The sequence below is a fragment of the Streptomyces sp. NPDC086554 genome (assembly GCF_040686095.1).
Classification (GTDB): domain Bacteria; phylum Actinomycetota; class Actinomycetes; order Streptomycetales; family Streptomycetaceae; genus Streptomyces.
In genome coordinates this window covers 112,830-125,624 of record NZ_JBFBJK010000005.1, presented here as the reverse complement: position 1 = coordinate 125,624, position 12,795 = coordinate 112,830, and the positions used below count along the sequence as shown (strand labels likewise).

Below are 12,795 nucleotides of genomic sequence, written 5' to 3'. Positions count from 1 at the left end.
TGAAGGATCGCAACATGCTGATTGCTCAGCGTCCCTCGTTGACCGAAGAGGTCGTCGACGAATTCCGCTCCCGGTTCGTGATCGAGCCGCTGGAGCCGGGCTTCGGTTACACCCTCGGCAACTCCCTGCGTCGGACCCTTCTCTCCTCGATCCCGGGTGCGGCGGTCACGTCCATCCGCATCGACGGTGTCCTGCACGAGTTCACCACCGTGCCGGGCGTCAAGGAAGACGTCACCGACCTCATCCTCAACATCAAGCAGCTCGTCGTGAGCAGTGAGCACGATGAGCCTGTCGTGATGTACCTGCGCAAGCAGGGCCCGGGTCTCGTCACCGCCGCTGACATCGCGCCGCCGGCCGGTGTCGAGGTGCACAACCCCGACCTGGTCCTCGCCACGCTCAACGGCAAGGGCAAGCTGGAGATGGAGCTGACCGTCGAGCGCGGTCGCGGCTACGTCTCCGCCGTCCAGAACAAGCAGGTGGGCCAGGAGATCGGTCGTATTCCGGTCGACTCCATCTACTCGCCGGTTCTGAAGGTCACGTACAAGGTCGAGGCCACGCGTGTCGAGCAGCGCACCGACTTCGACAAGCTGATCGTCGACGTCGAGACCAAGCAGGCCATGCGTCCGCGTGACGCCATGGCTTCCGCTGGTAAGACGCTCGTTGAGCTCTTCGGGCTTGCCCGTGAGCTGAACATCGACGCCGAGGGCATCGACATGGGTCCGTCCCCGACGGACGCCGCCCTGGCCGCCGATCTGGCGCTGCCGATCGAGGAGCTCGAGCTCACCGTTCGGTCGTACAACTGCCTCAAGCGCGAGGGCATCCACTCCGTGGGTGAGCTCGTGGCCCGCTCCGAGGCGGACCTGCTCGACATCCGCAACTTCGGTGCGAAGTCGATCGACGAGGTCAAGATGAAGCTCAATGGCATGGGCCTTGCGCTGAAGGACTCGCCTCCCGGCTTCGACCCGACCGCTGCGGCTGACGCCTTCGGCGCCGACGACGACGCGGACGCCGGTTTCGTGGAGACCGAGCAGTACTGATTTTGACTGTGGCTGGTCGCGCCCGCGCGGCGGAGCCGCAAGTTGATACAGCCCCGCGCCCCTTACGGGGCGCGGTCCGCTGACCCCGGTACCTGATACGGCCGGGGCAGACATCAAGGAGAAACACCATGCCGAAGCCCACCAAGGGTGCCCGTCTGGGCGGCAGCGCCGCGCACGAGAAGCTTCTGCTGGCGAACCTTGCCAAGCAGCTCTTCGAGTACGGCCGCATCACGACCACCGAGGCGAAGGCCCGTCGTCTGCGTCCCTACGCGGAGCGTCTGGTCACCAAGGCGAAGAAGGGTGACCTTCACAACCGCCGCCAGGTGCTGTCCGTCATCACCGACAAGAGCATCGTGCACACGCTCTTCACGGAGATCGGCCCGCGCTACGAGAACCGCCCGGGTGGTTACACCCGTATCACCAAGATCGGTAACCGCCGTGGCGACAACGCGCCCATGGCGATCATCGAGCTGGTCGAGGCCCTGACCGTGGCACAGGCTGCCACCGGTGAGGCCGAGGCGGCCACCAAGCGCGCCGTCAAGGAAGACGCCCTCAAGAAGGACGCGCCCGTCGAGGACGCTCCGGTTGAGGCCGCCGAGGAGTCGAAGGACGCCTGAGGCATAGCGCTTCTGTGAGCGGGTCCGCCCCCTTCGGGGCGGGCCCGCTTTCGCATGTACCTGGTGCTGAGAGGATTGCGGTGTGAGTGAAGAGGTAGAGCCCGGGTTCGTGCGGGTGCGGCTGGATCTTTCGTACGACGGTAAAGACTTCTCCGGCTGGGCCAAGCAGCGCCAGGGGCAGCGGACCGTCCAGGGCGAGATCGAGAGCGCGCTGCGGACCGTGACGCGCTCCCAGGAGACGTACGAGCTGACCGTCGCCGGGCGGACCGACAGCGGGGTGCACGCCCGGGGGCAGGTCGCCCATGTGGATCTGCCGGAGAGCGTGTGGGCCGAGCATGCCGACAAGCTGCTGCGCAGGCTCGCGGGGCGGCTGCCGCACGATGTGCGGATCTGGAAGGTGGCCGAGGCTCCCGCCGGGTTCAACGCGCGGTTCTCCGCGGTGTGGCGGCGCTACGCCTATCGCGTGACCGACCATCCCGGCGGTGTCGACCCGCTGCTGCGCAGTCATGTGCTGTGGCACGACTGGGAGTTGGACCTCGATGCCATGAATGCCGCTGCGGAGAGGCTCATCGGCGAACACGACTTCGCGGCCTACTGCAAGAAGCGTGAGGGTGCCACGACCATTCGTACGCTCCAGGAGCTGCGGTGGGAGCGGCGGGACGACGGGATTCTCGAGGCGACGGTGCGGGCCGATGCCTTCTGCCACAACATGGTGCGGTCGTTGGTCGGTGCCATGTTGTTCGTGGGGGACGGGCATCGGCCCGTGGAGTGGCCCGGGAAGGTGCTCGCCGCCGGGGTGCGGGACTCCGCCGTGCATGTCGTGCGGCCGCATGGGCTCACGCTTGAGGAAGTCGGTTACCCCGCCGACGAGTTGCTCGCCGCGCGCAACAAGGAAGCGCGCAACAAGCGGACGTTGCCCGGCGCCGGGTGCTGCTGAGCCCCGACGGCCGGACTACTGCGGGGCGTTGGCGGCGGCGGAGGCCTGCGCCTCGCCCCGCCGATTGATCTGCTGGAAGGTGAAGCGGGCCAGGTCGTCGCCGACGGAGTAGACCTTGCGGTCCTGCTTCGTGACGTCCTTGTCGCTGGTGAAGCCGGTGGTCGTGAAGTAGGCGTAGCGGCCGTACGCGTTGTACGTGCCGCGGCAGACCGCCGTACGGCAGAAGCTGGGCACGCCCTTGCCGGGGAGCGAGACGACGAGGCCCTCCTCCGCCTGCTTGTTGACCTTCTCGGCCTGGGCCGCGGTGTCGAAGACGGCCACGCCGACCGTCACCGCGATGTTGTCCTTCACATAACTGGCGCGGTAGAGCGTCTTGCAGTCGTGCTTGGTGAGGAGCGCGCCCAGGGCGGCCTGGGTGACGCTCGCGCACTTCTTGGTGCCGCTCGTCGCGCCCTTCTTGTAGACGCTGTCGCCCGAGGTCAGCGTCTTGCCGGGGAAGAGGGTGTCGGCGCTGAGCGGCGCCTTGTCCTTCTTGGCGCTGGAGATGAACTCCTTGGGGTCCGGCGGGGGCGGCGGCGTCGTCTCCTCGAAGGACGGGCCGGGCTTCTCGCTCGCGCCCGGGATGTCCGCGGTCGTCGGCAGCTCGCTGGCCGGCTTGTTCGACGCGGAGGAGTTGTCGCTGTTCGCGGAGACCACCGCGACGGCGACGGCGGCCGCGACGGCGACCGTGGCGAGCGCGCCACCGCCGATCATCAGCCATTTGCGGCGCTTGGCGCGCGACTCGGACGCCTCGGCGAGCGCCGCCCAGTCAGGGGTCTGTCCATCGCCAGGACCCCACTGAGGTCCCCCTTGCCCAAAGCTCATGCGCCGCATCTTAGACGGGGAGTTGTGGATGTTGAGCCGGGGTCGGGGGAGGCATTCGACCTAGCCTGATCCGTATGAATACGGGCAAAGGGGCTCTTAGTGGGTGGTTGTCGCGGCCGGTGACCTGGCAGGCCTGGGTGGTGCTCGGGGCGGTGCTGCTCGCGGGGGTCGTCCGCGTGGGGCTGCGGGGTCCGGACGGCGGCATGGACAACGCGATCGTGGTGCGGGCCGCCGACGCGTGGCTCGAGGGGCGCTCGCCGTACGCCGACCGGCACTTCCTCTATCTCCCCGGAGCCGTGCTCGCCGCGCTGCCGCAGGCGCTGCTCCCTTCGGGCCTCGTGCGCTATCTCGTCCCGGCGGGGGTCACGGCCGGGCTCGCCTTCGGGTGGGCCTGTGCGCTGCGGATCCACGGGGTGGAGTGGCGCAGCCGGTTCGCGGTGCTCGGCCTGCTCGCGCTCGCCTTGGGGTTCGCCCCGTTCGGGCATCTCGTCGAGCTCGGCAACTGGACCGTGGCGTCGGTGGCCGCGCTGCCGCTCGCGCTGCTCCTCGTACAGAAGGGGAGATGGGTCGCGGCGGGCCTGGTGATCGGGGCCGCCGTCGCCGTGAAGCCGCTGCTCGCGCCCGTGGTGCTGCTCTTCGTCTTCGCGCGGCGGTGGCGGGCGCTGGGGGCGGCCGTGCTCGTGCCGGGGGCGGTGTCGGTCGGGGCGGCGCTGCTGATGCCGGACCCGGCGGGGTTCTTCACGCGGACGCTGCCCTTCCTGCTGCGGGGCGACGACCGCTTCGTACGTCTCTATGAGGCATCGCCCGCCGCGGTGCTCCCGCGGCTCGGGGTGCCGCAGGGGGCCGCTTCACTGCTCGCCGTCGTGGCCGCGGCTGCGGGGGTGTGGTGTGCCTGGCGGCGGTGGGGGAGCGGGGGCGCGGGGCCGCTGCGGGTGGTCGAGACGGCCGTGATGCTGATGCTCGCGGCCTTCCTGGTGTCCAGGCCGTCGTACGACCACTACCTCCTTGTCGTCGTGCCGCTGCTGCTCGCGGGGGCGCTCGTGCCGGGTGCGGTGGCCAGGGGGCCGTGGTTCTGGGTGGCGCTCGTGCCGCAGGTGCCAGGGTTCAGCTGGCCCTGGCTGGAGCCGGGCACCAGGCGGGCCTTCCGGGATTTCGTGACGCTCTGTGTGCTGGCGCTCACGGTCGCCCGGAGCCGCGTCCGGGCGGGCGGCGGGGTTACGGCTGGAAAGCGCAGCCGCGCCCGTGGTGGGGGAGTCGCCGGTGCCGGTCTCCAGAGCCGCGTTTTGACCCGTACGGGGAGGCGCGGGTAGTCTCGGGGATTGTTATGCGTATTGGCTTCGTCGTTCTCACGCGAAGGGCCCATACGTAGGTTCCCTGGAGCAGTTACCAGTGGCTCGCATACGGGCAGCGTCCCCGGCATTGTGTGCCCCAGCTGCATGATCGCTTCGATCGCTTCTGGGGTGCCGTGTGTCTGGACCCCATCCACTGAAGAAGCGAAGGCTACGAAGTGCGTACGTACAGCCCCAAGCCCGGCGATGTCACTCGCCAGTGGCACATCATCGACGCGCAGGACATCGTCCTGGGCCGTCTGGCGACTACGGCAGCGAACCTCCTCCGGGGCAAGCACAAGCCGACCTATGCGCCGCACATGGACATGGGTGACTTCGTCATCATCATCAACGCCGAGAAGATTCACCTCTCCGGCAACAAGAAGACCCAGAAGCTGGCTTACCGCCACTCCGGTTTCCCGGGCGGTCTTCGTTCGGTGCGCTACGACGAGCTGCTGGCGAAGAACCCCGAGAAGGCCGTCGAGAAGGCCATCAAGGGCATGATCCCCAAGAACACCCTGGGTCGTCAGATGCTCTCGAAGCTGAAGATCTACTCGGGCGACCAGCACCCGCACGCTGCGCAGCAGCCGGTGCCGTTCGAGATCACCCAGGTCGCGCAGTAGTTCCGGCCACACCCCCTAAGACGTAAAGAAAGATCTGAGGAGAATCGTGGCCGAGACCACCGTTGAGCAGCCGGTCGAAGAGACCGAGGTTGTTGACGTCGAGCAGTACACCACCGAGTCCGAGGCGCCCGTCGAGGGCGAGTACACCTCGGAGTCGAACGCCGCGCGCTTCGGCGACCCGCAGCCGGCCGCCGGCCTGGGCCGTCGCAAGAACGCCATCGCCCGCGTCCGGATCGTCCCGGGCACCGGCAAGTGGAAGGTCAACGGGCGCACGCTCGAGGACTACTTCCCGAACAAGGTCCACCAGCAGGAAGTCAACGAGCCCTTCAAGGTGCTCGAGCTCGACAACCGCTACGACGTCATCGCCCGCATCTCGGGTGGCGGCGTCTCCGGCCAGGCCGGTGCGCTCCGTCTCGGTGTCGCCCGTGCGCTGAACGAGGCCGACGTCGAGAACAACCGTGGCGCCCTCAAGAAGGCCGGTTACCTCAAGCGTGACGACCGTGCGGTCGAGCGCAAGAAGGCCGGTCTCAAGAAGGCCCGCAAGGCTCCGCAGTACAGCAAGCGCTAATCTGCCTGCTTGTACTTTTCGTTCGCCCCGGCGGCACGTTGTGTGCTGCCGGGGCGTTCGTTTATCGGGAACCCTGGTGATCCTGGTGATCCCAGGGCGGGACCCCGGTGATCCCGGGGTAGAAGTACGGAGGAGGACAGCAGTGGGACGACTCTTCGGCACGGACGGCGTGCGCGGTGTCGCCAACGCGGATCTGACGGCCGAGCTCGCGCTCGGGCTCTCCGTGGCGGCGGCTCATGTGCTCGGCGAGGCGGGCACGTTCGAGGGCCATCGGCCGGTCGCGGTGGTCGGACGAGACCCCCGCGCGTCAGGGGAGTTCCTGGAGGCCGCGGTGGTCGCCGGTCTCGCGAGCGCGGGCGTGGACGTCCAGCTCGTCGGTGTGCTGCCCACCCCCGCGGTGGCGCATCTCACCGGTGCGCTGGGCGCCGACCTCGGCGTGATGCTCTCCGCGAGCCACAACGCGATGCCGGACAACGGCATCAAGTTCTTCGCGCGCGGCGGCCACAAACTGGCCGACGAGCTCGAGGACCGCATCGAGTCCGTGTACGAGGAGCACCGCACCGGCGCTCCTTGGCAGCGCCCCACGGGCGCGGGCGTCGGCCGTGTGACGACGTACGACCAGGGCCTCGACCAGTACGTCGCCCACCTCATCGGTGTCCTGCCGAACCGCCTCGAAGGGCTGAAGATCGTCCTCGACGAGGCGCACGGCGCGGCCTCCCGTGTCTCGCCCGAGGCGTTCGCCCGAGCCGGTGCCGAGATCATCACGATCGGCGCCAAGCCGGACGGCCTGAACATCAACGACGGCTGCGGCTCCACGCACCTGGGCCTCCTGAAGGCTGCCGTCGTCGAGCACGGCGCCGACTTCGGTGTGGCGCACGACGGGGACGCGGACCGCTGCCTCGCCGTGGACCACACGGGTGCCGAGGTCGACGGCGACCAGATCCTCGCGGTGCTTGCGCTCGCCATGCGGGAGCAAGGCAAGCTGCGCTCGGACACCGTTGTCGCGACGGTCATGTCGAACCTGGGTTTCAAGCTCGCCATGGAGCGTGAGGGCCTGTCCCTCGTACAGACGGCCGTGGGCGACCGGTACGTCCTGGAGTCGATGAAGGAGCACGGCTTCGCCCTCGGCGGCGAGCAGTCGGGGCACGTGATCATCCTCGACCACGCGACGACCGGCGACGGCACGCTGACGGGCCTGCTGCTCGCGGCACGCGTCGCCGAGACCGGGCGTTCGCTCGCGGAGCTCGCCGGGGTCATGGAGCGGCTTCCGCAGGTCCTGATCAATGTGCCCGACGTCGACAAGTCGCGGGTCACGACATCCGCCGAGCTGACGGCCGCCGTCGCCGAGGCCGAGGCCGAGCTGGGCGCGACGGGGCGGGTGCTGCTGCGCTCTTCGGGCACCGAGCCGCTGGTGCGGGTCATGGTCGAGGCCGCCGACATCGAGCAGGCCAGGTCGGTGGCCGGGCGGCTCGCCGATGTGGTGAAGTCCGCGCTGGGCTAGGGCCTGTCCGATGGGTCAGGCCGGTCTTCGCGCCGGGTGCCGATTCAGCAGGGCCGAGCGGGCCCTGGTGCGTGCAGCTGCAAGGCGGAGGAGGGCGACAACGCGGAGCGTTGGCAACCGACGACAACGCCGCAGATGGGCGTGCCAGGGGTCGCGACCCCGGCAGGACCCATCGGACAGGCCCTAGGGCAGTTGTGACTTGGCGGTACGTTCGCGCTGGGTGGACCAGAGCAGCTTCTGGGCGAGCAGCGTGAGCGTGCCGGCGAGGGCGATGCCGAGCAGATTGAGCAGCAACTGCTCGGTGGAGCCCCACGCCTGCTTGTACTCGTCGTAGCTGAAGGCCACGGCCGCGTTCGCCGCCGCGGGCACCGTCGTCACCGAGATCGCGACGCCGACCAGGGCGCCCGACTTCGATGAGGTGAGGGACAGGGTGCCCGCCGCGCCCGCGAGGACCGCCACCACGAACGAGAACCAGTCGGGGCGGTAGATGAAGTTCGTGTTCGGTCGCTCCGACTTCAGGGCGCTGTCGCTGAACAGGTTCACCGCGTCCATGAAGTAGCTGAACCCGACTGTCACCACCATCGCCACCGCGAAGCCCACGAGCAGCGCGGTCAGTGAGCGCAGGGCCAGGCGCGGGGCGCGCTGCACAAGGGCCGTGCAGAAGCCCGCGAGGGGGCCGAACTCGGGGCCGACCGCCATCGCGCCCACGATCAGGATCGCGTTGTCGAGGACCACACCGCAGGCCGCGATCATCGTGGCGAGCGTGATGAAGGCGACGTACGTGATCGAGAGCGTCGACTCCTCGTGGGTCGCGTCCGTGAGCTGCTCCCACAGGACCGCGTCCGCGCCCTCGCCCGGCGCCTCGTTCTCCGCCTTGTCCGCGCGCAGGGAGAGCGACAGGTCGATGTTCTCCAGAGCGATCGAGCCGGTCTTGTCGATGTCGAGCGCGCGCAGACCGCCGATCAGGGTGTCGCCCGCCTCACGGGCGACATCGCACATCACGACGTCGCCCGCCGGGTTGCGGGCCGCGCCCGGCATGACGGTGAGGTGCGTGGCGCCGACCGTCTTCTCGATCAGGCGCACCACGGCGTCCGTCCTGTCGGCCGGGGTGATCAGGCGCAGATGCAGCATGCGCGCAGCGTAGCCGGGGAGTCGGGCGGCTACAGCTTGCGCAGGCTCAGGCGTTGCACCTTGTGGTCGGGGCCTTTGCGTACGACGAGGGTCGCGCGGCCCCGCGTGGGGGCCACGTTCTCCACCAGGTTGGGCTTGTTGATGGTCCGCCAGGTGGTGCGGGCGTAGTCGAGCGCCTCTTCCTCCGAGACCTGGGTGTACTTGCGGAAGTATGAGGACGGGTTCTGGAAGGCCGTCGCGCGCAGCTTGCGGAAGCGGTTCAGGTACCAGCGCTCGATGTCCTCCGTGCGCGCGTCCACGTACACGCTGAAGTCGAAGTAGTCGGCGAGGCCGACGCGGGTGCGGCCGTCCTTGCCGGGGAGGGCCGGCTGGAGGACGTTCAGGCCCTCGACGATGAGGATGTCGGGGCGGCGGACCGAGAGGCGCTGGCCGGGCACGATGTCGTAGATCAGATGGGAGTAGACGGGGGCGGTGACTTCGTCTTTTCCGGCCTTGATGTCCGCCACGAAGCGGGTCAGCGCGCGGCGGTCGTACGACTCGGGGAAACCCTTGCGGGACATCAGGCCGCGGGCCTCAAGCTCCTTGGTGGGGAGCAGGAAGCCGTCCGTCGTCACGAGCTCGACGCGGGGGTGCTCGGGCCAGCGGGAGAGGAGGGCCTGGAGGAGGCGGGCGACGGTGGACTTGCCGACCGCGACCGAGCCCGCGACCCCTATGACGAAGGGGGTTCCGGACTGGGACCCCTTCTCGCCGAGGAAGGTGTTGAGGGCGCCGCGCAGGCCGTCCGTCGCGCCCACGTAGAGGTTGAGGAGGCGGGAGAGCGGGAGGTAGATGTCCCGCACCTCGTCGAGGTCGATGACGTCACCGAGGCCGCGGAGCTTCTCCAGCTCTTCCGCTGTGAGGGGCAGGGGTGTCTTCTCGCGGAGTGCACTCCACTCGGCGCGGGTGAGGTCGACGTAGGGAGTCGCCTCCGGCTTGTGCCGGTGGGCGCTCCGGGGTGCCGTCGGGGGCACGGAGACCGAAGAGATCACAGTCCATTGTTACGGCTGTTTGAACGGGGCGGAGCGTGGGGTGCGTCACCCTGCGGGGCTCGGGCGGGGCTCTAGGCTGCTGCCCGTGATTATTGGGGTTGGTATCGACGTGGCCGAGATCGATCGGTTCGGTGCGTCGCTCGAGCGCACGGCCGGGATGGCCGAGCGGTTGTTCGTTGAGCGGGAGTTGTGGCTGCCGAGCGGGGAACGGCGGGGCACCGCGTCGCTTGCCGCGCGGTTCGCGGCGAAGGAGGCGCTGGCCAAGGCGCTGGGGGCGCCTGCGGGGCTGCGCTGGACGGACGCGGAGGTGTTCGTCGAGGAGAGCGGGCAGCCGCGGCTGCGGGTGAAGGGGACGGTGGCCGCGCGGGCCGCCGAGTTGGGGGTCCGGCAGTGGCATGTCTCGCTCAGCCATGACGCGGGGGTGGCTTCTGCTGTGGTGATAGCTGAGGGGTAGGGGTAGGGGTTTTGGCCGTTGGTTGATCGCTGCGGGACGTCTTGGCGGCTGACAGACTCGGGACATGCGTACTGCGTACAGAGTGGGGACGGTCAGGGCCGCCGAGCGGTCGTCGATGGCTCGGCTGCCGGAGGGTGCCTTGATGCAGCGGGCCGCCGCCGGGCTCGCGGTGGTCTGCGCCCAGGTGCTCGGCAAGGTGTACGGGGCCCGTGTCGTGCTGCTTGTGGGCAGCGGGGACAACGGGGGCGACGCGCTGTACGCCGGGGCCCGCCTTGCGCGGCGCGGGGCCGGGGTCAGCGCGGTGCTGCTCTCGCCCGAGCGGGCGCACGCGGGCGGGCTCGCCGCGTTCCGTGCCGCCGGGGGACGGGTGGCTGCCGCGGAGGGCGCGGCAGGCGCTCTTCGGGGTGTCGATCTTGTCGTCGACGGGATCGTGGGCATCGGGGGGAAGGGCGGGCTGCGGGCCGGGGCCGCTCAAGTGGTGGGCCTGGTGCGGGAGTCGGGGGTGCCCGTCGTCGCCGTCGATCTGCCGAGCGGTGTCGACGCCGACAGCGGAGAGGTGGCCGGGGATGCCGTGCGGGCGGACGTCACGGTGACCTTCGGGGCGTACAAGCCGGGGCTGCTGATCGATCCCGGGCGGGAGTACGCCGGTGTCGTGCGGCTGGTGGACATCGGGCTCGGAGCGGTGCTCGGGGCTCCTGAGGTGGAGGCTCTTCAGTACGAGGACGTGGCCGCGCTGTTGCCGCGGCCTACGGGGGAGAGCGACAAGTACCGGCGGGGCGTGGTGGGTGTCGTCGCCGGGTCGGCGCGGTATCCGGGGGCCGCGGTGCTCGCGGTCGCGGGTGCGCTGCGGGGTGGGGCGGGGGCCGTGCGGTACGTCGGGCCTGCCGTGGACGCGGTGATCGCCCGGTTCCCCGAGGCGCTTGTCTCCGAGGGGGCGCCGTCCAAGGCAGGGCGGGTGCAGGCGTGGGTCGTCGGGCCGGGGCTCGGGGACGAGGCGGGGCGTCTTCAGGACGTGGTCGCCGCGGATGTGCCGGTGCTGATCGACGCGGACGGGCTGCGGCTTGTCGAGGCCGAGGTGGTGCGGGGGCGGTCCGCGCCGACTCTGCTGACGCCGCATGCGGGGGAGGCGGCGGCGCTGCTTGGGGTCTCGCGGGAGGAAGTGGAGCGGGGGCGGTTGGCGGCTGTGCGGGAGCTGGCGGGGCGGTATGGGGCGACGGTGCTCTTGAAGGGGTCTACGACGCTGGTGGCCGGGGGTGCGGGCCGTGGCGGGGGTGCTGATGGCGGGGGTGTGGTGCGGGTCAATCCGACGGGGACGCCGTGGCTTGCGACTGCGGGCAGTGGGGATGTGCTTTCGGGGCTCGCCGGGTCGTTGCTGGCGGCGGGGCTCTCGGCGGAGGATGCGGGGTCGGTGGGGGCGTATCTCCATGGGCTTGCCGCTCGGCATGCGGCGGATGGGGCGCCGGCGGGGGCGCAGGACGTTGCGGCGGCGCTTCCGGTGGCTTGGCGGGACGTACGGGGGTAGGCCTGCGGCCTCGGGCTGCTTGTTGTCCCGCCGCTTCGCGGCGGATCTTCGGGTGGGTGTGCCGCGGACGGAGTCGGTGACGGCGGCCACGTCCCGTTTCCGGTTGCAGCGCGCGGGTGGGAGGTCTCAGGCGAGCTCTCGCACGGAGCGATGCAAGCGCGGATCCTGGTGCCCCGAGCGAGTCCGGAACGTGCGCGCCGGCGCTAAGCGCTCCGCGGGAAGTGCCGCGAGGATGCCGTCGCTCGTCTGCGGCTGTGTCGTGGCTGGCCGCTCCCCCAAGTTCTCGGCTTCGCTCGAACAGGGGGGACCCCCTTCGCGGCGGAGCCGCACATGTCACAGCCCCGCGCCCCTTCGGGGCGCCAAAGCCGCTTAGCCACAACAGGCCGCGCGGGCCACCGAAAAAAGTTCGCGGCCGTGGCGGCGTGGGCCGAGGGCGTCACCCTTTGGGTGAAGCTGCCGCGCGGCTCAGCGCCCCGCACACGCCCCGCAGGGTTCGCTCATCGCATGATCAGTCAGACCGTCCGGTGCGGGCTCTCCCTGCTCCTTGCGATGGCCGCCGCCATCCCCGCGGGGTCGCCCGCCATCGCCGAACCCCCGCCGCCGCACCCCGCCTTCCCCGCGGCCGGCGTCCCGCTCCCTCCGCCATACCCCTGGCAGCAGGACACCCCGGACCAGGCCCTGGCGCCGGACATCTACACCCCCAGTGCCGAAGAAGACGCCATCGAACCGGCTCCCGCCCGCGGCGAAGAGCTCATCGAATCCGTGCCGCCCGGCGAAGTCGTCATGAAGAAGTGCCCCACGCGCGCGTACCGCGTCGCCTGTGTCGATCTGCGGCGGCAGTTGATGTGGGTGCAGAAGGGGAAGCGCGTGCTGCTCGGGCCCGTGCCCGTGCGGAGCGGGCGGGCCGGGTACGTGACCCGTACCGGGTGGCACAAGGTCTACTGGAAGCACAAGAACCACTGGTCGTCGATCTATGAGACGCCGATGCCCTACAGCCAGTTCTTTGACGGCGGGCAGGCCTTCCACGGCATCTATAGCAGCATCCACAACCCGCCCGGCTCGCACGGCTGCGTGAACCTGCGGCTCGACGACGCACGCCGGCTGTGGAGGACGCTGCACAAGGGAGACCGGGTCTACGCGTGGGGGCGCAGGCCCGGGACCTGAGGCGCGCGGCTGCGAGGGTGT

At 70.0% G+C, this 12,795-nt stretch carries 13 protein-coding genes; 10 read left to right on the top strand and 3 right to left on the bottom strand.

Annotated features, from left to right (window positions below; genetic code table 11):
* The first annotated feature begins 14 nt into the window (after window positions 1-14).
* The 3 genes from AB0O76_RS09945 to truA all read left to right on the top strand — a co-directional run bounded on the left by AB0O76_RS09945 (window position 15) and on the right by truA (window position 2,591).
* Window positions 15-1,037, top strand: coding sequence for a DNA-directed RNA polymerase subunit alpha (locus AB0O76_RS09945; RefSeq protein WP_016645160.1), 1,023 nt, complete (start codon window positions 15-17; stop codon window positions 1,035-1,037).
* 128 nt (window positions 1,038-1,165) lie between these two features.
* Window positions 1,166-1,654 carry a 50S ribosomal protein L17 gene (gene rplQ / locus AB0O76_RS09940; RefSeq protein ID WP_361812468.1) on the top strand — a complete coding sequence of 163 codons (489 nt, stop codon included), beginning with the start codon at window positions 1,166-1,168 and terminating at the stop codon, window positions 1,652-1,654.
* Between the two features lie 82 nt (window positions 1,655-1,736).
* Window positions 1,737-2,591 carry a tRNA pseudouridine(38-40) synthase TruA gene (gene truA, locus AB0O76_RS09935; RefSeq protein ID WP_365487327.1) on the top strand — a complete coding sequence of 285 codons (855 nt, stop codon included), beginning with the start codon at window positions 1,737-1,739 and terminating at the stop codon, window positions 2,589-2,591.
* A 15-nt stretch (window positions 2,592-2,606) separates the two neighbouring features.
* On the opposite strand, the gene AB0O76_RS09930 is transcribed toward truA, so the two are convergent.
* Entirely contained in the window at window positions 2,607-3,455 is an 849-nt protein-coding gene (locus AB0O76_RS09930; RefSeq protein ID WP_365487324.1) for a hypothetical protein, read from the bottom strand.
* Between the two features lie 74 nt (window positions 3,456-3,529).
* On the opposite strand from AB0O76_RS09930, the gene AB0O76_RS09925 reads away from it, so the two are divergent.
* The 4 genes from AB0O76_RS09925 (at window position 3,530) to glmM (ending at window position 7,475) form a co-directional block, all read left to right on the top strand.
* Window positions 3,530-4,765 carry a glycosyltransferase family 87 protein gene (locus AB0O76_RS09925; protein ID WP_365487320.1) on the top strand — a complete coding sequence of 412 codons (1,236 nt, stop codon included), beginning with the start codon at window positions 3,530-3,532 and terminating at the stop codon, window positions 4,763-4,765.
* Between the two features lie 197 nt (window positions 4,766-4,962).
* Window positions 4,963-5,406: a 50S ribosomal protein L13 gene (rplM, locus tag AB0O76_RS09920; protein ID WP_135336143.1), complete on the top strand. Its 444-nt coding sequence runs from the start codon at window positions 4,963-4,965 to the stop codon at window positions 5,404-5,406.
* A gap of 46 nt (window positions 5,407-5,452) precedes the next feature.
* Window positions 5,453-5,974 (top strand): 30S ribosomal protein S9, encoded by a 522-nt coding sequence (rpsI, locus tag AB0O76_RS09915; RefSeq protein WP_360768561.1) that lies wholly within the window; start codon window positions 5,453-5,455, stop codon window positions 5,972-5,974.
* Window positions 5,975-6,116: 142 nt separating this feature from the next.
* Window positions 6,117-7,475 (top strand): phosphoglucosamine mutase, encoded by a 1,359-nt coding sequence (glmM, locus tag AB0O76_RS09910; protein WP_365487316.1) that lies wholly within the window; start codon window positions 6,117-6,119, stop codon window positions 7,473-7,475.
* Window positions 7,476-7,658: 183 nt separating this feature from the next.
* Here the strand turns inward: glmM and AB0O76_RS09905 are convergent, their stop codons facing one another.
* Window positions 7,659-8,606 (bottom strand): DUF389 domain-containing protein, encoded by a 948-nt coding sequence (locus tag AB0O76_RS09905; RefSeq protein ID WP_365487313.1) that lies wholly within the window; start codon window positions 8,604-8,606, stop codon window positions 7,659-7,661.
* Between the two features lie 29 nt (window positions 8,607-8,635).
* Window positions 8,636-9,616, bottom strand: coding sequence for a type I pantothenate kinase (gene coaA / locus AB0O76_RS09900; protein WP_360769024.1), 981 nt, complete (start codon window positions 9,614-9,616; stop codon window positions 8,636-8,638).
* Window positions 9,617-9,719: 103 nt separating this feature from the next.
* Between coaA and AB0O76_RS09895 the strand changes: the two genes are divergently transcribed.
* The 3 genes from AB0O76_RS09895 to AB0O76_RS09885 all read left to right on the top strand — a co-directional run bounded on the left by AB0O76_RS09895 (window position 9,720) and on the right by AB0O76_RS09885 (window position 12,774).
* The gene (locus tag AB0O76_RS09895) at window positions 9,720-10,088 is read left to right on the top strand and encodes a holo-ACP synthase (protein WP_360768569.1); all 369 of its coding nucleotides are present in this window, start codon (window positions 9,720-9,722) and stop codon (window positions 10,086-10,088) included.
* Window positions 10,089-10,152: 64 nt separating this feature from the next.
* Entirely contained in the window at window positions 10,153-11,610 is a 1,458-nt protein-coding gene (locus AB0O76_RS09890; RefSeq protein ID WP_365487310.1) for an NAD(P)H-hydrate dehydratase, read from the top strand.
* A gap of 504 nt (window positions 11,611-12,114) precedes the next feature.
* Entirely contained in the window at window positions 12,115-12,774 is a 660-nt protein-coding gene (locus AB0O76_RS09885) for a L,D-transpeptidase (RefSeq protein ID WP_365487307.1), read from the top strand.
* The last annotated feature ends 21 nt before the right edge of the window (window positions 12,775-12,795 follow it).